This window comes from Aeromonas sp. ANP5 (assembly GCF_963870295.1).
In the GTDB taxonomy this organism is placed as follows: domain Bacteria; phylum Pseudomonadota; class Gammaproteobacteria; order Enterobacterales; family Aeromonadaceae; genus Aeromonas; species Aeromonas veronii.
In genome coordinates, this window is sequence record NZ_CAWMRY010000020.1 from 17,129 (window position 1) to 40,702 (window position 23,574).

Annotated in this window: 18 protein-coding genes; 11 read left to right on the forward strand and 7 right to left on the reverse strand. The window is 61.1% G+C overall.

The genetic code is table 11. The features are described 5' to 3' along the window. Positions 1-8 precede the first annotated feature (8 nt). Together AACT07_RS12515 and gshA are read left to right on the forward strand one after the other, a co-directional pair. Positions 9-2,822: a M16 family metallopeptidase gene (locus tag AACT07_RS12515; RefSeq protein WP_069528039.1), complete on the forward strand. Its 2,814-nt coding sequence runs from the start codon at positions 9-11 to the stop codon at positions 2,820-2,822. A 61-nt stretch (positions 2,823-2,883) separates the two neighbouring features. Beyond that, positions 2,884-4,482 (forward strand): glutamate--cysteine ligase, encoded by a 1,599-nt coding sequence (gene gshA, locus AACT07_RS12520; RefSeq protein ID WP_005340500.1) that lies wholly within the window; start codon positions 2,884-2,886, stop codon positions 4,480-4,482. A gap of 81 nt (positions 4,483-4,563) precedes the next feature. Here gshA and AACT07_RS12525 read toward each other — a convergent pair whose 3' ends face one another. Continuing rightward, positions 4,564-6,354 carry an AMP-dependent synthetase/ligase gene (locus AACT07_RS12525; RefSeq protein WP_069528041.1) on the reverse strand — a complete coding sequence of 597 codons (1,791 nt, stop codon included), beginning with the start codon at positions 6,352-6,354 and terminating at the stop codon, positions 4,564-4,566. 227 nt (positions 6,355-6,581) lie between these two features. On the opposite strand from AACT07_RS12525, the gene AACT07_RS12530 reads away from it, so the two are divergent. Further along, positions 6,582-7,085 carry a hypothetical protein gene (locus tag AACT07_RS12530; RefSeq protein WP_371155262.1) on the forward strand — a complete coding sequence of 168 codons (504 nt, stop codon included), beginning with the start codon at positions 6,582-6,584 and terminating at the stop codon, positions 7,083-7,085. Between the two features lie 37 nt (positions 7,086-7,122). Here the strand turns inward: AACT07_RS12530 and rimI are convergent, their stop codons facing one another. Together rimI and AACT07_RS12540 are read right to left on the reverse strand one after the other, a co-directional pair. Next, positions 7,123-7,572, reverse strand: coding sequence for a ribosomal protein S18-alanine N-acetyltransferase (gene rimI, locus AACT07_RS12535; protein WP_069528043.1), 450 nt, complete (start codon positions 7,570-7,572; stop codon positions 7,123-7,125). Positions 7,573-7,681: 109 nt separating this feature from the next. Beyond that, positions 7,682-8,116 carry a DNA polymerase III subunit psi gene (locus tag AACT07_RS12540; RefSeq protein ID WP_069528044.1) on the reverse strand — a complete coding sequence of 145 codons (435 nt, stop codon included), beginning with the start codon at positions 8,114-8,116 and terminating at the stop codon, positions 7,682-7,684. A 314-nt stretch (positions 8,117-8,430) separates the two neighbouring features. On the opposite strand from AACT07_RS12540, the gene AACT07_RS12545 reads away from it, so the two are divergent. From AACT07_RS12545 to AACT07_RS12555, 3 genes are all read left to right on the forward strand, one after another. Further along, the gene (locus AACT07_RS12545) at positions 8,431-10,044 is read left to right on the forward strand and encodes an ATPase RavA domain-containing protein (protein WP_005358079.1); all 1,614 of its coding nucleotides are present in this window, start codon (positions 8,431-8,433) and stop codon (positions 10,042-10,044) included. A 9-nt stretch (positions 10,045-10,053) separates the two neighbouring features. Further along, a complete protein-coding gene (gene viaA, locus AACT07_RS12550) occupies positions 10,054-11,508 on the forward strand; it encodes an ATPase RavA stimulator ViaA (RefSeq protein ID WP_069528046.1) in 1,455 nt (484 codons plus the stop codon). A 227-nt stretch (positions 11,509-11,735) separates the two neighbouring features. After that, complete coding sequence (locus tag AACT07_RS12555; protein ID WP_069528048.1) at positions 11,736-13,583, forward strand: tetratricopeptide repeat-containing diguanylate cyclase; 1,848 nt, start codon at positions 11,736-11,738, stop codon at positions 13,581-13,583. 141 nt (positions 13,584-13,724) lie between these two features. Here AACT07_RS12555 and AACT07_RS12560 read toward each other — a convergent pair whose 3' ends face one another. Beyond that, a complete protein-coding gene (locus tag AACT07_RS12560; protein ID WP_040067517.1) occupies positions 13,725-14,447 on the reverse strand; it encodes an SDR family oxidoreductase in 723 nt (240 codons plus the stop codon). 429 nt (positions 14,448-14,876) lie between these two features. Here AACT07_RS12560 and prfC point away from each other — a divergent pair, with 429 nt between their 5' ends. Both prfC and AACT07_RS12570 read left to right on the forward strand, forming a co-directional pair. Further along, entirely contained in the window at positions 14,877-16,466 is a 1,590-nt protein-coding gene (prfC, locus tag AACT07_RS12565) for a peptide chain release factor 3 (RefSeq protein WP_085942998.1), read from the forward strand. Between the two features lie 57 nt (positions 16,467-16,523). After that, positions 16,524-17,000, forward strand: coding sequence for an ASCH domain-containing protein (locus AACT07_RS12570; protein WP_083249972.1), 477 nt, complete (start codon positions 16,524-16,526; stop codon positions 16,998-17,000). A gap of 43 nt (positions 17,001-17,043) precedes the next feature. Here AACT07_RS12570 and AACT07_RS12575 read toward each other — a convergent pair whose 3' ends face one another. Beyond that, positions 17,044-17,958 (reverse strand): bifunctional helix-turn-helix transcriptional regulator/GNAT family N-acetyltransferase, encoded by a 915-nt coding sequence (locus AACT07_RS12575; RefSeq protein WP_040067519.1) that lies wholly within the window; start codon positions 17,956-17,958, stop codon positions 17,044-17,046. A gap of 139 nt (positions 17,959-18,097) precedes the next feature. After that, positions 18,098-19,294, reverse strand: a complete 1,197-nt coding sequence (gene mdtH / locus AACT07_RS12580) for a multidrug efflux MFS transporter MdtH (protein ID WP_005340523.1) — start codon at positions 19,292-19,294, stop codon at positions 18,098-18,100. A gap of 92 nt (positions 19,295-19,386) precedes the next feature. Between mdtH and AACT07_RS12585 the strand changes: the two genes are divergently transcribed. After that, complete coding sequence (locus tag AACT07_RS12585; protein WP_069528049.1) at positions 19,387-20,280, forward strand: LysR family transcriptional regulator; 894 nt, start codon at positions 19,387-19,389, stop codon at positions 20,278-20,280. A 32-nt stretch (positions 20,281-20,312) separates the two neighbouring features. On the opposite strand, the gene AACT07_RS12590 is transcribed toward AACT07_RS12585, so the two are convergent. Further along, positions 20,313-22,088 (reverse strand): M4 family metallopeptidase, encoded by a 1,776-nt coding sequence (locus AACT07_RS12590; RefSeq protein ID WP_069528051.1) that lies wholly within the window; start codon positions 22,086-22,088, stop codon positions 20,313-20,315. Between the two features lie 346 nt (positions 22,089-22,434). Here AACT07_RS12590 and AACT07_RS12595 point away from each other — a divergent pair, with 346 nt between their 5' ends. Next, positions 22,435-22,989 (forward strand): GNAT family N-acetyltransferase, encoded by a 555-nt coding sequence (locus AACT07_RS12595; protein ID WP_069528053.1) that lies wholly within the window; start codon positions 22,435-22,437, stop codon positions 22,987-22,989. Continuing rightward, positions 22,989-23,540 (forward strand): ribosomal protein S5-alanine N-acetyltransferase, encoded by a 552-nt coding sequence (rimJ, locus tag AACT07_RS12600; RefSeq protein WP_069528055.1) that lies wholly within the window; start codon positions 22,989-22,991, stop codon positions 23,538-23,540. Before AACT07_RS12595 ends, rimJ begins: the two co-directional genes overlap by 1 nt. Positions 23,541-23,574 lie beyond the last annotated feature (34 nt).

The following is a 23,574-nucleotide window of genomic DNA, read 5'->3' on the forward strand; positions in this document are numbered from 1 at the left end:
AGGTTACCGTGAACAAAGTCATACCTTTAACGATTCTGCTGGGCTTCACCCTGCCGGTGCTGGCGGCACCGACCCTGATTGCCGAACAGGGCAAGGAGGAGGGCAAGCTCGCCATCCCCTACCAGATGTACAAGCTGGACAACGGCCTGACCGTGATCCTGGCCCCCGATCGCTCCGATCCGCTGGTGCACCTCGATGTGACCTATCACGTCGGCTCATCCCGCGAGACGGTCGGCAAGTCCGGTTTCGCCCACTTCTTCGAGCACATGATGTTCCAGGGCTCGAAACACGTAGGTGATCAGGAGCATATGCGGATCATCAACGAAGCCGGTGGCGACATGAATGGCACCACCAACAAGGACCGCACCAACTACTACGAGACTGTGCCGGCCAACCAGCTGGAAAAAGTGCTCTGGCTGGAGGCGGACCGGATGGGCTTCCTGCTCGATGCGGTGAGCCAGAAGAAGTTCGAGATCCAGCGCGCCACCGTCAAGAACGAGCGGGCCCAGCGGGTTGATAACCAGCCGTACGGGCTGGTGAGCGAGAAGGTGGGGGAGGCGCTCTATCCGCGCACTCACCCCTACTCCTGGCAGCCTATCGGTTACGTGGAAGATCTCGACCGGGTCGATGTGAACGACCTCAAGCAGTTCTTCCTGCGCTGGTATGGCCCCAACAACGCCACCCTGACGCTGGGCGGCGACTTTGACAGCAAGCAGGCTCTCGAGTGGATCGAGAAGTACTTCGGCGCCATCCCGCGCGGCCCGGACGTGGCCGAGCCGGCGCCAAAGCCGGTGACTCTGCCCGAGACCCGCTACGTGACGCTGCAGGACAAGGTACACCTGCCTCTGCTCTATATCAGCTACCCCACCGTCTCCCTGGGCGATCCGCAGGAGCCGGCGCTCGATATGTTTGCCGATGTGCTCGGTGGCAGCGCCAGCTCCATGCTCTACCAGTCGCTGGTGAAAACCGGCAAGGCGATCGATGTGGGGGCGTCCCACTACTGCGAAGAGCTGGCATGTACTCTGACCGTCTACGCCTACCCCAATCCGTCACAGGATGGCAGCCTCAAGACCCTCAAGGGGGAGGTGGACAAGGTGATCGGCGAGTTCGCCCAGCGCGGCCTCAAGCCGGAAGATCTGGAGAAGGCGATCGCCAAGTACCGTGCCTCCGCCATCTGGGGTCTGGATAGCGTCTCCGGCAAGGTGAGCCAGCTCGCCATGGGTCAGGTGTTTGCCCAGGATCCCAACTATGTGTTCAAGACGCTGGATGCCATCGGCAAGGTGACCCCTGAGCAGGTGAAGGCCGCCTACGACAAGTTCATCGCGGGCAAGCCTGCGGTGGTGCTGAGCGTGGTGCCCAAGGGCAAGACCGAGTGGCAGGTTGCCACCCCGAACTTTACCCCCGCCAAGCGCGAGCTGCCGGATTACAGCAAGCATGACGAGGCGCTGGCCGAACGACCGGTAAAAGACAATTTCGATCGCAGCGTGCAGCCCAAGGCGAGCGAGGCGGTGAGCGTCAAGGTGCCCGCCATCTGGCACGGCAAGCTCGACAAGAACATCGAGATCATCGGCACCAAGAGTGACGAGATCCCCGCCGTCTCCATCATGATTGCCCTGCCGGGCGGCATTCGTGCCGAAGATAAGGGGCAACTTGGGCTGGCCAATCTGACTGCCGCCATGATGGGGCAGGGCACGGTGCGCCTGACCGAGGCTCAGCTGAGCGACGAGCTGCAAAAGCTGGGATCTTCCATCGATGTCTCCAGCGCCCAGTACAACAACCTCATCACCGTCAGCTCGCTGGCGGACAAGCTGCCCCAGACGCTGGCGCTGGTGCGCGAGGTGCTGGAGCGCCCGGGCATGCGGGAGGCGGACTTCGAGCGGGTCAAGGCGCAGCTGCTGCAAGGGATGCAACAGGCCCAGCAGCAGCCCGAGTGGCTGGCCGGGCAGGCGTTCCGCGAGCTGGTCTACGGCAAGCAGAACCGCCTCGGTCAACCTACCGACGGGGTTGCGGCCGATGTGGCTAAGCTGACCCTGGCGGACGTGAAGCACTTCTATCAGGCGTACTACAACCCCACCAACGCCAAAGTGGTGGTGGTCGGTGATGTGGACCAGAAGCAGATCGAGGAGCAACTTGGCTTCCTGACCGAGTGGAAGGGGGCAACGCCAACCCTGGGAGATCTCAAGCTCAAGGGTGAGCAGGCCAAGCCGGGCATCTATCTGGTCGACAAGCCGGGAGCGCCCCAGTCGGTGATCCGTATCGGCCGTCGCGCCATGCCGTTCGATACCACGGGGGATTACTTCACCGCCGGGCTGATGAACTTCAACCTGGGTGGCAACTTCAACAGCCGCATCAACCTCAACCTGCGGGAAGACAAGGGCTACACCTACGGCGCCAGCTCGGGTTTCTCCGCCAACCGCGAGGTGGGCACCTTCGCCACCGGCGCCAATGTGCGGGCCGATGCAACCGTCGATGCCATCCGCCAGTTCCTCAAGGAGATGGACAACTACCGCAAGAGCGGCCCGACCCCGGTCGAGCTGGCCTATATGCGCAGCGCGGTCTCCCAGCAGGATGCCCTCTCTTACGAGACCTTGGGCCAGAAGGCGGGCTTCCTGCTGCAGATGGTGATGTATGACCTGAAACCGGACTATGTGCAGGCCCAGAACAACCTGATCAAAACGGTGTCGCCCGAGGCGCTGAAGGCCAGTGCGGCCCGTTGGCTCAATCCGGCCGACATGGTGATCGTGGTGGTGGGAGACAAGCAAAAGCTTGAAAAACCCCTGAAGGAGCTTCATCTTCCCATCTATCCGCTGCAGTTGCCGTAACTGACGCTTTATAAAAATCAAGAGCCGCCCCGGATGGGGCGGCCTCACATGAGCCGTGAATATGACTACAACAAGCTTGTCGCTCACCGAGTTGCTGAATGCGTTGGGATCACCGGAGCGCCTCACCGCGCTCAAGGGGATCCGGCGCGGGATCGAGCGTGAATGCCTGCGCATCACGCCGGATGGCCGACTCGCCCAGAGTGACCATCCCCGGGCGCTGGGCTCGGCCCTGACCCATCCCAACATCACTACCGACTACTCGGAGAGTCTGCTGGAGTTCATTACCCCGGCCACCGACTCCATCGACAGCCTGATGGAGCAGCTCGGCGACATCCATCACCATGTGATTCAACATCTGGGTGACGAGCGGATTTGGCCGCTCTCCATGCCCTGCTTCGTCGGTGGGGAAGAGAGCATCCGGCTGGCCCAGTACGGCAGCTCCAATATCGGAAAGATGAAGACTCTCTACCGTCAGGGCTTGAAGAACCGCTACGGCAGCCTGATGCAGGTGATCGCCGGGGTGCACTTTAACTTCTCCATGCCCGACAGCTTCTGGAGCGAGTGGCAGGATCTGGTGTGCGAAGGATGCTGCAGCCAGCGCTTTATCTCCGATAAATACATGGGGCTTATTCGCAACGTCTACCGCTTCGGCTGGCTGGTGCCCTATCTGTTTGGCGCCTCCCCGGCCATCTGCGAATCCTTCCTCAAAGGGCGCAAGAGCAACCTGCCGTTCGAGAAGACCGGCAAGGGCACCCTCTATCTGCCTTACGCCACCGCGCTGCGTCTCTCCGATCTCGGTTACACCAACAGCGCCCAGGCTGGGCTCAAGATCAGCCACGACAATCTGCCGGCCTATGTCAGCAGCCTGCGCCGCGCCATCAATACCCACAATCCCGACTTTGCCAAGATCGGGGTCAAGGTGGATGGGGAGTATCGTCAGCTCAACGACAACGTGTTGCAGCTGGAGAACGAGCTCTACGCCCCGATCCGCCCCAAGCGCACCCCGCGCAGTGGCGAGAAGCCCTCGGATGCGCTGGATCAGCGCGGCATCGAATACATCGAGCTGCGCACCGTGGACGTCAACCCCTTCACCCCGCTCGGTATTGATGCGGATCAGATCCGCTTCTTCGACCTGTTCCTGGTCTGGTGCCTGCTGCGTCCCTCTCCGGTGCTGAGTGACGAGGAGATTGCCCGCAACCGCCGCAACCAGAACAAGGTAGTGCTGGAAGGACGTCGTCCCGGCCTGACGCTGGAAGATGAGCAGGGCAATGCCATTGGCCTCAAAGAGTACGGCCTCAAACTGTTTGACGAGCTGGCTCAGGTTGCCGACCTGCTGGATCGCTGCTGCGGCCGCAACCGCTATCGCGAGACGCTGGCGATGCATCGCGAGAAGCTGCTCAACCCCGAGCTCACCTACTCCGCCCGCATGCTCAAGGAGCTGCTGGAGAGCGGCAAGGACAACGGCTGCTATGGCGACAAGCTGGCGACCCGCTATCGCGAGGAGCTGCTGGCAGGGGAGCTGCAATACTGGGATGAAGCCTACTTTGCCGGTGAGGCGAAGGATTCGCTGGCCAAGCAGCGCGAACGCGAGCGCAGCGACAGCCTGTCGTTCGATGACTTCCTGGCCGACTACTTCGGTACCAGTACCACTACGGCCTGAAGGCGGGTTCGTACCAACCAAAGTGCCAACAAAAAGCCGCTCGAGTGAGCGGCTTTTTTATTTCTCTGAACCTGAGCGATATCAGACGTGGTTATACATGGCCTCGATTTCGCTCTGATACTTGGCTTCGATGATCTTGCGGCGCAGCTTCATGGTGGGGGTCAGTTCACCCAGCTCCATGGAGAAGGCGCTCGGCAGCAGGGTAAACTTCTTCACCTGCTCGAACTTGGCCAGCTCTTTTTGCAGATCGGCGATGCGGGCTTCGAAGAACTCCATTACCCGGGAGTGGCGCAGCAGCTCGGTCTTGCACTGGTATTGCAGGTTGATGGAGCGGGCGTACTCCTCCAGCGACTCGAAGCAGGGGACGATCAGCGCCGAGACGAAGTGGCGGGCATCGGCGACGATGGCGATCTGCTCGATAAAGCGATCCTTGCCGATGGTTCCTTCCACCAGCTGCGGTGCTACGTATTTGCCGTTGGAGGTCTTCATCAGCTCCTTGAGGCGCTCGGTGAAGTAGATATTGCCCTGGCTGTCGAGCTCACCGGCATCGCCAGTACGCAGGAAGCCATCCTCGGTCATCACCTCAGCGGTCGCGTCCGGCTTGTTGTAGTAGCCGCGCATCACTGTGGGGGAGCGCACCAGCAGTTCGTTGTTCTCACCCAGCTTCACCTCGATGCCGTTCAGTGCCGTGCCAATGGAGCCGAGCTTGAACTGGCTGTCTTCGTAGCAGCAGACGGTGGCTGTGGTCTCGGTCATGCCGTAGCCGTACTTGAGATTGAGCCCCATCGCCTGGAAGAAGAGGTTCACATCGTCGGCAAGACGGGCGCCCGCCACCGGCAGAAAGCGGGTACGACCGCCAAAACGGGCGCGCAGCTTGCGAAACACCAGTCGCTCGGCGAGCCAGAGCTGGCCGTAGAGCAGCGGGGAAGCGGACTTGCCCGCCTGACGGGTGGCAACCATCTGCTTGCCGACCTTGGTCGCCCAGCCAAACAGGGCGCGGCGCAGAGCCGGAGCCTGAGCCACCTTGGCCTGGATCATGGCATAGGCCTTCTCGTAGAGGCGCGGCACGGCGCACATCACGGTCGGCTGCACCTCGCCAATCACATCCATCACCTTCTGCGGATCGCGGATATAGACGTTCTCGGCGCCGCAATAGAGCACGTAATAGCTCCATGCCCGCTCGAACACGTGGCTGAGCGGCAGCATGCAGAGCGACACATCCTGCTGATTGAGGTCGAGGCGGCTGTTGTGCATCTCGAAACAGGCGGCGATGTTGCTGAAGTCGAGCATGACCCCCTTGGGCTCGCCGGTGGTGCCTGAGGTGTAGATCAGGGTCAGCAGATCATCCATCCGGTACTGGGTTTCCCGCTCGCGCAGCTCCTGCTCGCTGGGCTGATGGTTGCCGGAGACCAGAAATGTCTGGAAGTGGCTCGCCTGCTCGCAGCCGCGCAGGTTGACGTTGCCGTCGAGGGCGATGAGCTGGCGGATCTCGCCGCTTTCAATCAGTTGCAGCGCCTGATCGAACTGAGGTTGTTCGCCAACGAACAGTACCTTGATGCCGGCATCTTTGACGATGTAGCGCAGCTGATCGAGCGTGCTGGTGGGGTAGATAGGGACGCTGACACCGCGGGCAGCAAGGATGCCGAGATCGGCCTGGGTCCACTCCGGCATGTTGCGGGCATAGATGCCGACCATTTCGGTTGGCTGGTGGCCGGCACGGATCAGCGCCTGTGCGCAGTAGTCCATGGCCTGGCCCAGAGTACGCCAGCCGATGGCGCGCCACTGGCCATCTTGCTGAACCCGCAGGGCAGCCTTGTTGCCAAGCTGGGCAATACGTTCACGCATCAGTCGAACCAGATGAAGCTTCGGCATCAGTTAAACATCCTTTAATTACAGTTGTACGTCCGCGAGGGCACTAAAAATCGGGCTAGAGTTTAAACTCCAACATTACGGCTTACAAGTGTTCGCTGTTTGTCTTGGATCACAAAGAGCGCAAATAGCTCTCCCTTTGCGCAGACTGGCCGATACTGCTAGGAGGCAGAGAGAGGGTTAACGATATGAATCTGTGGGTGAAAGGGGCGTTGGCCGCGGTCGGGCTGATGGTGGTGGGGGGCGCTGCGTTTTGGTTCTTTGCCGGAACGTCATCACAGGGGCCCGCCAATCCCTGGTATCAGGGGGCCGAGGGGTATCAGCAGGCGCAGCAACAGGCGCTGGCGTTGGGCTATCCGCTGCTTTATGTGCTGGAGACCCCCAAGTGCCGCCGCTGCGGCGATCTGGAGAAGAAATTCTGGCAGAGCAAGGAGATGGCTGGCCCGCTTGCCCGGCTGGTGAAGGTGCGGCTCAACCCGGGCAAGGGGGATGGCAGCGAGCAGATCCTGCGCCGCTTTCCCAAAGTCGCCACACCGCCCGGCATCTATATCCAGCAGCCGGGCCAGCCCCTCAGACCCATCAAGATAGTGGTGGATATCGACCAGATCTGGATGCCGGGGAAAACCTGGCAGCGGGGCTTCTATATGCCGCTCTCCGGTGCCGGATTCGAGGCGGTGGTGCATACCACCCTGGCCTTGCAGGATCCCGCACTGGACAATGCCCCCCTCGATTGAGGGGTACAAAAGGCTTGGGCGCGACGAACAGGCTGGATCAGCCGAAATCGAACAGTCGCGACATCAGCACCGCATCTTCCCTGTCGTTGCCGGTGCCGTAGTAGTCGGCGCGGCGGCAATACTCGGCAAAACCGGCACTCTCATAGAGGGAGATGGCGGTTTTATTGCCCGCCCGCACCTCGAGAAACCAGGCCTCTGCCCCGGCTTGCTTGCTGCGCGCCAGATAGGCCTGCAACAGCGCCCGTCCCAACCCCTTGCCTTGAAACGCCGGATGCACACAGATATTCATCAGCGAGCTGTCACCGGCCACCAGATCCGAGATATAGAAGCCCGCCGGGCGACCATCGACCAGCATCAAACCGTTGAGATAGCGAGGACCGAAGCAGGAGAGCAGGTTGGCCTCACTCCACGGCTCCTTGTGAGCGGCTTGCTCGATGGGGTAGACAAGGTCGAAATCGCTCTCGAGCAGGGGACGAAACTCAGGCATGGGGGCTCCGGATGGCAAGATGTTGGGCGCTGGGGTTGGCAGAGGCGGCATTTGTAAAATCAGGTAAAAAGAGCGGCATCACAGTGGGACTTGGCGGCATGATGCAGGATCACGCCGCGCTGGCCGCAAGGTGCTGGCGCAGCTGTTGCCACAGGGCGCGCTTTTGCGCTGCGCTGGGGGTGAGCGGGCAGATCAGCGCATTTGGCCGCTCGGGGTTGGCCTCCGTCAGCCAGAGCAGGGGGGAGGCGCCCGCCGTTTGCAGATCGGCAGGCGGCAGCTCGCTGAGCAGTGAGACCTCGTCGGGGGTCATGCCGAGCAACTGGCAGATATCCGCCAGCAGCGTGGTGGCAGGTAGCTGAGGCGCCAGCAACCAGAGTTTGCCGCTGGGCAGCGGAGCGCTGGTGGCCGGTGCCGTCTGGCCCGGCTGTGTGGTGTTTTGCTCAAGCTCGGGAGCGGGTGCTGCGCCCAGCAATGCCGGACGACGCAGTTGCCAGCTTTGAATGCCCATGCGGGCCAACATGCTCTGACGAACGGGATCTTGCATTTGAGGCGACTCACTCTTGATCTGCATTGGGGAAAATTGTGTTGCGCAGGGTACACTCGAACCGCTTTTGCTGCACCCTTTGCAACGCATCATCTGGCGCATGCGGGCATGGTGCTCATCACGACACTTGCCATGCATGGGCGCAGCACGCTGCCGATACGGTATCGCACTGCCTTTGCGTTTTTTCCTGCCAGAGGCGGGTATTGTGCGGCAAGCGATACCAGAATAAACATCATAACAAGACAAAACCCAAGGTCGAGCAAATGGATATCGCGCCTTGGGGCTAACATCATCCCAGCTTCGGAACACTCTCTATGTCGTCTTTAGCTCAAGCCCAGAATCCTGCGCGTCTTATTCCCATCCAGGAGCGCTTGCCCCGGCTGCTGGCCGCCCTCGGTGAGGGACTCTACGAACGGCAGGATGCTTTGCGCCTCGGTCTGCTGGCGGCCCTCAGTGGCGAGAGTGTCTTCTTGCTGGGGCCACCCGGTATTGCCAAGAGCCTGATTGCCCGCCGCCTCAAGCTGGCCTTTCACGACGCCCGCCACTTTGAATACCTGATGACCCGTTTCAGTACGCCGGAGGAGGTGTTCGGCCCCCTCTCTATTCAGGCGCTGAAAGAGGATGGCAAATACCTGCGCCTCACCACGGGTTATCTGCCGGAGGCCGAGGTGGTGTTTCTCGACGAGATCTGGAAGGCAGGTCCAGCCATCCTCAACACCCTGCTCACCGCTATCAACGAGCGGCAGTTTCGCAATGGCGACAGCCAGCACCCCATCCCGATGCGCTTGCTGGTGACCGCCTCCAACGAGCTGCCGGCGCCGGACAGCGGGCTGGAAGCGCTCTACGACCGGATGCTGGTGCGGATCTGGATGGATCGGGTGCAGGAGAAAGCCAACTTTCAATCCATGCTGGCCAGCGATGGTCACGCCCACCAGAATCTGCCGGAATCCCTGCAGATCCGGGGGGATGAGTACGAGCAGTGGCAGAACCAGATTGAACAGGTGCGCCTGCCGGATGCCTGTTTCGAGCTCATCTATCAGCTGCGCCAGCAGCTCGACAGCCAGCTGGCCCATCGCTGCTATGTGTCGGATCGCCGCTGGAAGAAGGCGGTACGGCTCATCAAGGCGAGCGCCTTCTTCAATGGCCGCGATGAGGTCGCACCGGTAGATCTGCTGCTGTTCAAGGATTGTCTCTGGCATGACGAGGAGTCCCGCACCGCCCTGCTGGAGATGATGACCGAATTCTCCCGTCTCTACGGCTATCAGCAACTGGCGATGACTCGTCAGCTGCTGGCGTTGCGGGATCAGTTCAAACAGCTCAAACAGAGCGTGGCCCAGCGCCTGTGCACAAAGGCCCGGCAACGCAAGCAGTGGTTTGGCCGGCGGGCCCGGGGTATCGAGATCCCGCTTGCCAATGCCAGACCCTTTGGCAAACAGGTGCACTTCCATCTGCTCACCCCGGCGCCGCTGGATGGCAGCGATCCCGAACGTCTTACCCGCACCCTGGTGTTCGATCGCACCTTGCTCTCCCATTGGCATCCCACCGGTGAGGCGCTGGTGGGTTATGAGTTCGGCAACCCGAAAGAGGGGCATTACGAGCTGGTGCTGGACGATGAGCTGCGGCTGCAGGTGCTCGATATCCAGCGCCAGCAGATCCCGTTGGTGCTGATGGAGCGCAACGCCATCCCCGAGGTGGTGCTGGCGCCCTGGTTGCAGTCGCTCGACGAGCAGCTGGTTCAGGTCGGCAAGGTGATGCAGATGCTCAAGCAGCAGCGCAGCCTGTTCGAGCGTCACCAGCAACACCTCTTTATCGACTCACGCTGGTTGCAGCAGGTGGAGGACAGCTTCTTCGTGCTGAACCGGGATCTCGAACTGCTGCGCAGCGAGCTGACCCAGTGGCGCGAGCGGTTGCCAAGGCTGGACGAGTAAGGAGCACTCATGCTTGAGATTGGCATGCTGGATTTGGGACTGCTGATTGGCGAAGGGGAACTTGCGGGTGAGGTGGCGCTCCTGCTGGCGGCTTCGCCCAAGATTTCTGAATTTATAAAACGCTCCCCGCTACAGGGCAAGCTGTTGAAAAAGCGCCTGCATAGCTGGGGTGAGCAGCTTGGCGAGGAGATCCGCCACAAGCCGGTGCCGGTGGCGCTGGAGCAGGAGTACCTACTCTATCAGGCGCACCGGCAACTGCCGATGACCGAGCTGATTGGTCGTTTGCCCGGCCTGCTGGAGTCGCTGGAGCAGTACAGCCCCTTCGCTGGGGAGGCACGATCCTTGGTGCGTCAGCTGACGGCCCACCCCACCGAAGGGCTGCGCCAGCTCTTTATCGACAAGTGGCGCGCCAGTCTGGTGGGGAGCCTGTTGCAGTTGCAGCAGCAGATCGCCGAAGCGGAGCGGGAGAAGCAGCGTCAGGAGATTGAAGATCAGCTGCTGGCGAGCCGCACCCTGGCCGATGCCCTCGATCCCAACCAGATCTCCGCTGGTGGTCTTTGGGATCTGGCGCAGGGACACTGGCACAAGCGCAGTCTGGTGCTGGTCAAGCAGTACGCCCGCATGTTGCAGCGCGAGCCTTTGCTGGCGGAGATTGCCGGCCTGCTCGGGCGCAGCGAGCGGGATCGGCGGGCGCAGGAGCAACCTGTGCCGCCGGTTCAGGTGCTGGAGCTGGAGCCAGCACCCAGCGACGATGTGCCGGACGACTTGGTAGGCATTCATCAGGCGAACGATCTGATGCGGCTACTTCCAAGCGAGGCGGTGATGCTGGGGCTGCCGGAGCTGGAGCTGGAGTTCTATCGCCGCTATCTGGAGCGGCGTCTGCTCAGCTACCAGTCACGTGGCACCTTGCCGCGTCAGCGCATCATGCTGCGCACTCCGGAGCAGGGGGGGCAGCAGTTGCAGCAGCGAGGCCCCTTTATCGTCTGCGTCGATACTTCCGGTTCCATGGGGGGATATCCCGAGGAGTGTGCCAAGGCGCTGTTTCTGGCGTTGCTCAAGGTGGCGATGGATGAGAAGCGCGGCTGCTACCTGATGCTCTTCTCCACCGAGGTGGCGACCCTCGAGATCACCGCAGATACCGGTCTGGACAAGGCGGAGCGCTTTCTCTCCATGAGTTTTCACGGCGGTACCGATCTGGTGCCCTGCCTGGAAAAAGCGCTGGCCAAGCTCGATGATCCCGCCTTTGCCAAGGCGGATGTGCTGGTCATCTCCGACTTTATCGCCCAAAGCTTGCCTCATCCCCTGCTCGATCAGATGAACCGCTATCGCCAGCGCCAGACCCGTTTTCACGCCGTCGCCATGTCCCGCCACGCCAAGCAGGCGCTGCTGCGGGTCTTTGACAATAGCTGGCTGCTCGATTGCGGCCTGCGCGGCCGGCTGCTGCGGCGCTGGCAGCATCACTAGTGACCGGGAGGGGGCAACCCCTCTTGGGTTGTTATCCCGCCCCCTCTTTTTCGCTGTGCGTCCCCACTTTCATTCCAACGCGATGATATCGCAGTAAAATGTGACTAGCCTGCCATTCGGGCTCTCTGTCCGGGTGATAGCCTTTACAACCATTGTTACAGGGGAAAAGATGATGATTTTCCGGCATCGGCTTGCCCGATGATCTTTCCCATTGATCCGGAGTATGTATGAGCCGACTTGCCTTGCTGCTGTTGCTGGCGGTGTTCGGGCTGGCAGCCAAACCCTTGTCCCCCGAGCAGTTGGAAAATGAACTGGGGGGGATGGAGCGGGTCTATCAGCCGATCGAGTTGTTGCGGGAGCGCGTTGCCCGTTTGCAGCGGGACGGCAACGCCTATCCGCCGTCGCAGCAGATACGGATCAGTCGTCTGGCTTGCTGGGCTCAATCGGCCGATGACATGCAGGAGTCCAGAACCGCCATCGCCAATGCGGCGCGGATGCTGGCCATTGCGCGCGAGCAGGGTGATGACGCCGCCGTGGCGGAGCTGACGATTTGCCGCGGCTGGTTCAATCAGCTGCTCGGCGAGGTAGCGAAGGCTCGTCATGATTACGATGAGGGGCTGCGGCTGGCAAGAGAGGCCGCCTTGCCAAAGCTGGAGGCGCTGGCGCTGGCCCGCCGAGGTGCCATGCTGTCTTTTCAGGGGGTCTCAGGCCAGGGGCTGATGGATCTCACCAAGGCGCACAATATCTATGAGCAGTTGGGGTTGCCCACCTGGTATCACCAGGCGCAGCTCGAGATTGCAGCCACATTTCGCCGGATGGGCCTCTATGCCGAAGCGCTCGCCACCCTCAACCGGTTGAGCGAGCATTTTGCCAGAAGTCACGACGGGTTTGGCTCGGCAAGGCTCAGTGATCAACTGGCGATGGTCTATCTGCAGACCGGGCGTTATCAGGATGCGCTGGGCGAGCTTGAACGCAGTGCGGCCTTTTATAATCAGCCTCAATATCTGATTGAGCATGCCGAACGCATGGTGATGCAGGCCGAGGCTCTGCTTGGGCTGGATCGCCCCGCTGATGCCGGACGCTTGCTGGCACAAGCGGCGAAGGTGCTCTCTCCCGATGTTGACCCCATCCTCCATGCGCATCTCGAGCTGGTGTGGGCGAGGTTGAGAGTCGAAGAGCAGGAACCGGCGCCAGCCTTGCGTGCGCTTGAGAAGATTGAGCCGATTTTGAAGGTGGAAGGGCACGTGCGCTTTTTGCTCGAGCTCTACTGGGTACGCAGTCGGGCGCTCGAGTTGCAAGGCGACTATCCGGCGGCGCTGGCTGCATTGCGGGAGCATCTGGTGCAGGAGCAGCGGCTCGATCAGCTGTTACGGGAACAGAGCACGGCCTGGGTGCGCGGCGAGTTCGAACTGGCCCGTCAGGAGGGGGAGAACGAACGACTGCGAGTCGAGCAGCGACTGCAGCAGCAGGAGCTGGAGCAGGTCAAGGAGCGTCGTTTCTGGCTGCTGGTGGTGATGGTGCTCTGCGGGGTACTGGCGCTGCTGACGATGGGGTGGCTGCTGGATCGCAACCGTCGGATGCGCCGTCTGGCCTTTACCGATGAGCTGACCGGCATCAACAACCGCCGTCGGGTGCTGCGACAGGGCAGCGATATGCTGGCGCTGGCTCGCAGGCAGGGCACGCCATTTTGTCTGCTGGTGTTCGATATCGATCACTTCAAGCGGATCAACGATACCCTGGGCCATCACCAGGGAGACAGGGTACTGCAATGGGTCTCTCGAGCGGCAGATCGTCAGCTGCGACACCAGGATCAGTTGGGGCGTACCGGCGGAGAGGAGTTCTTGATCCTGCTGCCGGATACCAGCCTTGAAGAAGCGTGCCGGGTGGCTGAGCTGATCCGTCACTCGGTCGCCAACCGGGCGCTGCCCGGCATGTCGTACCCGGTAACTATCAGTATCGGATGTGCCTCTCTGCGAGACGATGATCAGGATCTGGCGGCCTTGATCCAGCGTGCCGACAATGCGCTGTATCGTGCGAAAGAGGCGGGGCGCAACCGGGTGGAAACAGATGATTGACGGGCTGGGTATTGTCATTCACTAGGATATCATCGCTATTGGGGGGCACACTGATACGGCGATGATGCTCGTCCCCTGCGCTCGTTCTTGCCTGCGATGACAGATTGGCAAGCGCGAGCGCAGAAGACCGTCAGAAGGGCGTTATGCCCAGGCGCTGCCGCCATTGAGGTGAAGCACCTCACCATTCATGTTGTTATTGCTCATCAGGAACAGTGCGGCCTGCGCATAATCCTCTCCCTCACCCAAGCGTTTCAACGGCAGGCTTTGCGCCACGGCTGCCACTTTTTGTGGGTCATTGCCCAGTGCTTTAAGCAGCATGGGAGTGCGCATGGGGCCCGGGTTGATGACGTTGATCCGACGGGGGGTCAGCTCGGTAACCAGACTGTGAGCCAGTGTTTCGACGGCGCCAGCTGCAACGGCAGGGAGTGCCTTACCTAGTTGTGGGCGGCGCGTCACCATCCCGGACGTGAGCACGATGGAGCCGCGTTCGGACAGTTTGGGTGCTGCGGCGCGGATCGCATGAACACTTCCCCAGAAGCGGCTGTCCATGTTGATTTTCAAATCCTCGATGGCAGCGGTGAGAAAGCTGCCTGGTCGCATGACGGCGGCGGTAATGACGAGATGATCCAGCGAATCCAGCTGGTTGAAAAAGTGATTGACGGAGTCGACGTCGAGAATATCCAGTTGATGGCCACTGGCACTTGGGCCCAGTTCAGCCAGCGCAGTGGCAAGCTGCTCACGGCTGGAACCGCCGATAATGACCTTGGCGCCTTGCTCGATCGCTTGTTGGGCGGTGGCCAGGCCAAGACCCGAGGTACCACCGATAATGACGATCTGTTGATTGTGCAGGGTGGAATGTTTCATGTAATGACCTCTCCATTATGTAGATACGATTTACATATTTGTAGCTGGATAGGGAAAGTCCAAGTATGAAAATTTATCAAGAGTGGTTGTTGCTGGCATCGGGAAGGGGCCGAGTCCACGTGGTCCGGATGCTGCCATCCGATTCGGCGTGTTTGATTTTCTGTTCAGTTGGAACCTGTGGAACGGCTGAGCGGCCAAATTATCATCTCTTGTCAGGCTGGGTATTTTTCACTCGCGCGGGTATAATGTCGCGCAATTTTGCTTTGACTCAGGCGAGAAGACCCATGTAACGCAACCCTCCTCCCTCTCTCCACCAGGTTGGCAACACGCCAGCTGGCGTGGCTTTCGTTGCGTATACATGTGCCGTGAGCGGCATTCCGGATTTATTCCCACGGTGGCTGCTGCCACCGCTCAATAGAAGAACGTTGAATTATGTCAGCTGAATTTCTGAGTGAAGTCTCCAAGAGACGCACTTTTGCGATCATTTCGCACCCGGATGCGGGTAAAACCACCATCACCGAGAAAGTCCTGCTGTTCGGACAGGCCATTCAGCGCGCCGGTACCGTCAAGGGCCGTGGCTCGGGCCAGCACGCCAAATCCGACTGGATGGAGATGGAGAAGCAGCGTGGTATCTCCATCACCACCTCGGTGATGCAGTTCCCCTATGCCGATTGTCTGGTCAACCTGCTCGATACCCCGGGTCACGAGGACTTCTCTGAAGATACCTACCGTACCCTGACCGCGGTCGACTGCTGCCTGATGGTCATCGATGCCGCCAAGGGTGTTGAAGACCGGACCCGCAAGCTGATGGAAGTGACCCGTCTGCGTGATACCCCCATCCTCACTTTCATGAACAAGCTGGACCGCGAAGTGCGCGATCCGATGGAAGTGATGGACGAGGTGGAGCGCGAGCTGAAGATCATGTGTGCCCCCATCACCTGGCCTATCGGCTGCGGCAAATCCTTCAAGGGGGTCTATCACCTCTACAAGGATGAGACCTATCTCTATCAAAGCGGTCAGGGCCACACCATTCAGGAGAAGCGTGTAGTCAAGGGGCTGAACAACCCGGATCTGGATGCCGCCGTCGGCGAAGATCTGGCCCAGCAACTGCGCGACGAGCTGGAGCTGGTGCAGGGCGCCTCCCCCGAGTTCGATCACGATGCCTTTATCGCTGGCGAGATGACCCCTGTCTTCTTCGGTACTGCACTGGGTAACTTCGGTGTCGACCACATGCTGGACGGCCTGACTGACTGGGCGCCGTCTCCCATGCCGCGCAAGGCCGAGAGCCGCGAAGTGGTGGCGACCGAGGAGAAATTCTCCGGCTTCGTGTTCAAGATCCAGGCAAACATGGATCCGAAGCACCGTGACCGTATCGCTTTTATGCGTATCGTGTCAGGTACTTACAGCAAGGGCATGAAGATGCGCCATGTGCGTATCGGCAAGGATGTGAACATCTCCGACGCCGTGACCTTTATGGCCGGTGACCGTGAGCAGGCGGAAGACGCCTTCGCCGGGGACATCATCGGTCTGCACAACCACGGTACCATCCAGATCGGTGACACCTTCACCCAGGGGGAAGATCTCAAGTTCACCGGTATCCCGAACTTTGCACCGGAACTGTTCCGCCGCATCCGCCTGCGCGACCCGCTCAAGCAGAAGCAGCTGCTCAAGGGGCTGGTCCAGCTCTCTGAAGAGGGCGCGGTGCAGGTGTTCCGTCCGCTGATCAGCAACGATCTCATCGTCGGTGCGGTCGGTGTGCTGCAGTTTGACGTGGTGGTTTCTCGTCTGAAGAGTGAGTACAACGTCGAGGCCATCTACGAGGCGGTCAACGTTTCCACCGCCCGCTGGGTGGAAGGGACCGACGTCAAGAAGTTCGAAGAGTTCAAGCGCAAGAACGAGGTCAACCTGGCCCTCGATGGCGGTGACAACCTCACCTACATTGCGCCGACCATGGTCAACCTGCGACTGGCTCAGGAGCGCCACCCTGACGTTGAGTTCCGTCAGACTCGCGAGCACTGATACTGCTTACCAAATCCCGCCAGATGGCGGGATTTTTTTATGCATCAAGGAGAGGTGATGGTTGAATCGATGAATCCTGCCTGCTCGGCTCTGGCTGAGAGTTATCTGTTATCCCTGCCGGTGGCAGCACGGGCTCGTCATGTCTCGGCGGACTACTTCTGTGCTGATGCACACAATGCCAACCTCTGTGCCGCGCTGGTAGTAGCAGGCCGTAAGCGAGCAACCTGTAGCCTCGCTTACTGGTATCTGGAGAAGGGCGAGCGGATGCCGGAACAGGGGGACCTACTGGTGGTAACCGACTGGAGTGGTCTGCCCAAGGCTCTGGTTGAACTGGTGTCAGTCACCTTGTGTCCATTCGATGAGGTTGATGCTGCGTTTGCCGCCGAGGAGGGGGATGGCGATAGCTCTCTGGCTTGGTGGCGCGAGGCGCACAAGGCCTTTTTCGAACGCGAGATGAAGGCGGAAGGAAGAGAATTTGATGAGCACGCCACGCTGGTGCTGGAGCGATTCCGGGTGGTGGCGCTGCCGCAGTAAACGAAGCGGCAAGCAGGGGAGACTCCTGCTTGCCGCTATCACCTTAGAGCGCCAGGTCTAACACCATACAGATTTCGCAATCCCCGTGGCCGGTGCAGCCAAGGGGGCCGGGCAGGTGTTCAAAGCCCAGTGATTCATAGAGGCTGGTGGCTTCGCGCAAGACCTCGGTCGTTTCCAGATAGCAGCGCTGATAACCAAGCGCGCGCGCCTCGTCCAGTGCCTGCAACACCAGCCGCTTGCCAAGGCCCAGTCCGCGCAGGGCGGGCATAAAGTACATCTTCTGCAGCTCGCAGACTCCCTCTTCTCCCGCCAATGGTGCGATACCGCCACCGCCGAGGATGGAACCGTCTGGTCCTTCGATGACCCAGTAGCGGCTCTTTTCCCCCTGATAGCTCTGGGAGAGGGTGTCGAGATTGGGATCCGAGACCCCATACCCCTTGTCGGCGGTGAGGCCATATTCGGCCGAGACGGCGCGGATCACCAAGGCGATCTGGGCATTGTCCGCCGCCGTGATGGGGCGGATCTGGTAGCCCCGCTGGCGACGGGCGCGGGAGAGGGCGCTGCGATAGAGCCGCAGCCCTTGCCACAGCTGCTCCCGCTCGGGCAGGCTCAACTGCGCCAGCATCTCTTCCATCGCCCCGTCCATCTCCCGGTGCAACTCCAACAGCATCCCCTGACCGTTGACGGTGAGGCGGGCCTCCTTGCTGCGGCCGTCGGAGGGGTGCGGGTGCCAGCTGATAAGCTCCCGCTCGGCGAGGCGTGCCAGCGGACGGCTGGCGTTGGATTTGTCGATGTGCAGCTTTTCTGCCAGCTGCTGATTGGTGGCCGGGGCGTTTTCCAGCTCGATCAGCAGGTGAGCCTCGATGGGGGTGAGGGCCAGATTGCCGCACTGCTGGGAGAGCATGCCGAGTTCGCGAACCAGATCGCGCGACAGGGCGCGCAGGGGACGGGGATCCATATCGTGGTTTCCTATTTAGTTGTGCATGACAACTAAAATAGCGTAAAAGTTGTAATTCGCAACCTTTTGCTGTGATGACTTGCAGAATATGGGGTGAGCGGCAGCCCCGTTGGCGGGACTGCCACAGGAGGGGCGGTCGTCAGGCGGCGGCTCTGATAGCCAGCTCCGGGCGGCGGGAGAAGCAGCGGGCGAGCAGCAACATGGTGGCGACGCCTATGGTGCCCAGCACCAGCCAGGGAAGGGCCGGTTGTCCCTGTTGCAGCGAGAAGTCATAGAGGGAGCCGCCGCCCACATAGCCGGTCATGCCCCCCAGCGCCAGTCCGAGGCGGCTGAAGCCCATGTAGCTGCCGCGGGCTGTGGGGTTGGCCAGCCGGGTCATCAGGGTCTCCCGGGCCGGTTCGCAGATGATGATCCCCAGATAGAAGCAGGCCAGCAGTACGAAGATGCCGGAGAGGGTGCTGACGAAGGCGACCAGCCCGATCCCCACCGTCATCAGCAGGATACCCGCCATCAGCCGGCTCTCCAGCCGATAGCGCCGCTCGCTGAAACGGGCGATAGGGTAGAGCAGCGCCAGTGACAGCGCCGTTTCCAGGCTGTACATCCAGCCCACTGCCGTGGTGGTGCCAGAGAGCTGCTTGACCAGAATGGGGAAAATCAGCATCACCTGTACCCACAGCATGTAGTAGCCGCTCAGGATCAGTACCAGTCGGCAGAAGGCGCGATCTGCCAGTACTTGTCCCAACCCTTCCCGCATCGGAGTCGGTTTGACCGAGAGGCGGTAGGCGGGCAGCAGGGTCCAGTTGCAGAGAGCCGCCAGGGTGAAGAGTCCGGCCCCCAGCAGGCAGACATAGGTGAAGTCAAAGCGCAGCAGCCAGCTGCCTAGCAGGGCACCGGTGACGGCCCCTGCGCTCTCCAGCATCATCAGCAGGGAGATAAAGCGGCCCCGCTCATGGGGGCGGGTAAATTTGATTACCAGCGCGGCCCGTGGCGGGTCGAACAGGCAACCGCCCAGTCCGGAGAGGAAGCAGGAGAAAATCAGCATGGCGCCGCTGTCGGCCCAGGCCAGGGTGGCAAAGCCGACGGCGCGCAACAGCATGCCGGTGACGATGAGCGGGCGGGCGCCAAAGCGGTCGGCAAGCGAGCCGCCGAAGATCCCCAGTCCCTGCTGGGTCAGCTGGCGCAGGCCGAGGGCCAGCCCCACCAGACCGGCCGCCCAGCCGAGTTGATCGACGAAGCGCAGGCTGATCATCGGCATCACCACAAAGAAACCCAGGATCACCAGTGTGGTATCCAGCGCCAGAAACCAGCGCCCCCAAAACCTCGCCCTATCGACCATAACGCCCTCTCATTCACAGATACCTTCATTCTGGAGAGGGTTTAGATATAGTGGTAGACGACAACTACCTATATTTCATATCAGGATTATTTATGTCTATGGATTTGGACGATCTGCAACTGCTGCTGGATGTGGCCGAGCTGGGCAGCTTCAGTCAGGCGGCGGCCATTCGTGGCTGGTCACAGCCGCTGGTGAGCCAGCGGATTGCCCAGCTGGAGGAGAGCCTCGGGGCGCCGCTGTTTCAGCGTCATCGACGCGGGGTGACGCCGACCCGTGCCTGCGAGGAGTTTCTGCCATCGGCCCGCTCTGCGCTGGCGATCCTGAGCGAAGGGCGGCTGGCACTGCAGGGGGCGCCTGCGCTGCCTTGTATCCGTCTCTCCAGCCTGCCATCCCTCACTTCGGTGGTGTTTGGCTCGCTATTGATGGAGCTGGTGGACGAGCCGTTCGAGATCCGCTGTACCACGGATCACTCCGGCGAGATAATGCAGTCGCTGCTGACCGGGGAGGCCGATATCGGCTTTGTGCTCAAGCGTCCGCCGGTTGCGGGCCTGCAGATGGAGCTGCTCTGCTGCTCCCCCATTATCGCTATCGCCTCGCCATTGCATCCGCTGGCCGGTTGTCACGGCCTCACGCTGGAGGATATTGCCGACCAGCGGCTGGCACCTCAGGTGTGGGGGCCGGGGTGTGACGTCTTTATCCAGCAGTTACGGCGGCTGCGGCGGGCCGCCAGCCCCCTGCATGCGGTGCAGCCCGCAAGTGCGGCGCGGGATCTGGCGCTGGAACACGGGTTTATCACCCTGATGCCGGAGCTGGCCATCAAGCGAGATCTGGAGGTGGGGCGGCTGGTCAAGCTCGATGTGCGCAATCTGCCGCAGGAACATTGGGATGTGATGATGGCGTGGCGCGGTGGCAAGCGGCCCAACCCGGCCCGGGAAACCGTGTTGGCCACCGCTCGCACGTTGGCGAAACGGTGGCGCAATGAATAGAGCGATGCGGGACAAGGCCCGCATCGGGTGGATCAGTAGCTGGCCTTGAGGGTTACGCCACTGAACGCGGAAAACCCTGACAGCTGCACATGCCAGGTGCCCGCCTTGGGATTGGTGAACGAGCAGCTTTCGTTATTGCCCCCCTTGTAGGGACGGCAGTCGTAACTGCTGCTGGTGGGGGCGCTGCCAAAGCGGACGTAGAGGTCGGCATCTCCGGTGCCGCCACTGCTGCTGATCTGCAGCGACCTGGTGCCCGCCGGTACGTTCAGGGTGTAGTTGAGCTTGCCACCCTTGCTGGCGGTGAGGTTGCTCACCGGCACGCCGTTTTGCAGCACGTTGTCGCTTGGTGGCGGCGTGGTGCCGCAGCTGGCATCGACCCCGACGGTCTGGAAGGCCCGTGCCACATCCGCCTGACTGTAACCCAGGTCGGCGGTCGCCCGGCTGACGCCGCAGGCCCCTTGCTGGTAGTTGGTGTTGGCGCCCCAGTAGAGGCGGTTGGCCAGCAAGAACACTTCAAATGCCTTGCGGGTGTTCCAGCCGCTGCTGGTGGCGAGCAGGTAGAAGGCACGGTTGTAGACCCCGGAGCTGTGGTGTACATCCATCCCCTCCTGATAATCCGCCGCATGGCCGATGGATCTGCCATCCCGGGTCGGATCCTCGAAGTAGCGCAGGGAGCCGTTGCCCTTGAAGATCTGGGCGCCGACCAGCCAGTCGTTGCTCCCCTTCATGTAGAACTCGGCCGCTTCCCCCGCCATATCGGAGAAGGCCTCGTTGATGCCGCCGGACTGTCCTGAATAGATCAGCCCGGAGTTCTGCTCGGTAAAGCCGTGGCTCACCTCGTGGGCCGCCACATCGAGGCTCACCAGCGGGTGGAAGGTGGTGGCGCCGTCACCGAAGGTCATCTGGCTGCCATCCCAGAAGGCATTTTCGTAATTCTTGCTGTAGTGAACCCGCATCTTCAGTTTGAAGGTGAGGGGCGCCGTGTTGTACCAGTTGCGGTACATGTCGAACACCACGTTGCCAAAGTAGTGGGCGTCGTTGAGGGGCGAGTAGGCGCCGTTGATCTCCTTGACCCGGTTCTCCGGGCAGGTGAACTGGTGGATGGCCCCGCCGGAGGTGGCGTGGTTGAGGTTGATGGTATCGACGTTGGGGCTGGTCATCCGGCAGTTGTCATCGACGATGAGTGGGCCAAAATCGGTGCCGTAGAAATATTTGCCGGTCTTGATGTTGCCCCCCGGGCCGGTGGCGTCCTTGTGGTTGATCCCCTCCCAGCGTTTGAGCTCCTCACCGCTCTGGGCATCAAGTATGACGAAGGGGCGGCTTGGCTTGTCACCTTCGGCGATGAAGGAGACCTGATAAACTAGCCGGGCCAGCCCGTTCTCATCCTGCATCACGTAGAGTTTGACCTGCTCGTTGCTCCCCTTGCTGCCCGCCTTGGCCTTGCTGGCGGCATCCTGTGGCGAGAGGGTGGCGGCCGGGCTTGCCACATCCTGATCGATCTGGCGCAGCATGCGCCCGCTGGCCTGTTGCAGCTGGCCGTTCAGGCTCTTATCAGCCACCACCACCTGACCCATTACCGGGATGCCGTTCCAGACCTGCTCGTAGCGGATCCGCTGCTGGCCGTTGGGCAGCTTGACCACCCGCACCTGACGAAACTCGCCATCTTCCAGCTGCAAGGTACCACTCGCGGCACTGAGGCCTGTCATGGCCCGGATGCCGTTTGCCGTTACGTTGATCTCTACCTCTTGCGCCGCCAGTGCGGCGCTTCCCCAGCAGGCCAGCGCAACGGCCAGATAAATTTTATTCATCTCTTCTTTCCTTAAATCGATGAGGTTGATAAACCGACCGAAGGTCGGGCGTTTTGAAGCTAGTGCCGGTGGGGGAAAGTGCCCCCTGTCAAAAGTGACAGCACAGCACAAAGGGGTAGCAGGATCTGCCAAAGTGCCGTTTGGGGGCATTTATCGGCATCATGTGGAGAGCATTATCCGGTTTCAGACACCCACCCTCCTCTTTTGAGGGAGGAGAGTACGTGCGCAGTCACCCTCTGAGAAGCCTGCCGGAGGGGGGCCGTAAAAGTGGCTGGCGCGGCCAGTGGCGATTGGCTACATTGGGTGCTGGTTCGCGATTTGATCACTGATTTGAAAGGAGAATCCCATGTTTTCATGGCAGTTGGACGACGAGCTTGCGCTGCTCTTCTTGCAGCCCGATATGGCGAGCGAACTGTTTGCCCTCTGCAATGACAACCGGGAGTACCTCTCCCAGTGGCTGCCCTGGCCGCCACTGATCCAGCGCCCTGTCGACAGCGCCCTCTTCATTCGCAGTGCCATCGAGAAGTTCGCCCGCGGCGAGGGGCTCACCACTGCCATCGAGTATCAGGGGGAGGTGGTGGGGGTCATAGGTTACAACAGCATCGATCATGACCTTGGCAAGGTGGTCATCGGCTACTGGCTGGCGGAGCGCTGGCAGGGTAACGGCATCATCACCCGGGCCTGTCAGGCCCTGATCCACCACGCCTTCGAGGAGATGGGGATGGAGAAGGTGGAGATCAGCGCCGCCACCGATAACGAGCCCAGCAGGGCTGTTTGTGAACGGCTCGGAATGCAGCTTGAGGGGGTGACCCGGCGCGCAGAGCGGCTGTGCAACCGGATTGTAGACCATGCCCACTACAGCTTGCTGCGCGATGAGTGGCTAAGACAGAGGGAGTCCTGATGGCGCTGCCACATATCAAGACGGCCCGCACCCACCTGACCATACTGTCGCCGGATCAGGCCCCCATGATGCTCGACTTCTACCGGCGCAACCGCGACCATCTCGCCCCTTGGGAGCCGCTTCGGGACGAGCACTTTTACACCCTCTCTTACTGGCATGCCCGGCTGCAGGACAGCTACAGCCAGTTCTTCAACGGCACCGGTGTCAATCTGGTGGCTCTCGATCCGGCTGGCGAGCGGGTGATCGCCACCTGCAATTTCAGCAATATCCTGATGGGAGTCTTCAAGGCGTGTCATCTGGGCTATGCCATCGACCAGCAGCATCAGGGGCAGGGGGTGATGAGAGAGGTGCTGTCAGCTGCCATTGACTACCTGTTTCGGGAGCACGATCTGCATCGCATCATGGCTTGCTATATGCCAGCCAATCAGCGCAGTGGCGCCTTGCTGGAGCGGCTCGGCTTCGAGCGGGAGGGATTCGCGCGGGCGTATCTGATGATCAATGGCCGCTGGGAGGATCACATCCTCACCTCGCTGATTAATCTGGCCCCCTGAGCGACAGATAAAAAAACGGGCCCATGGGGCCTAA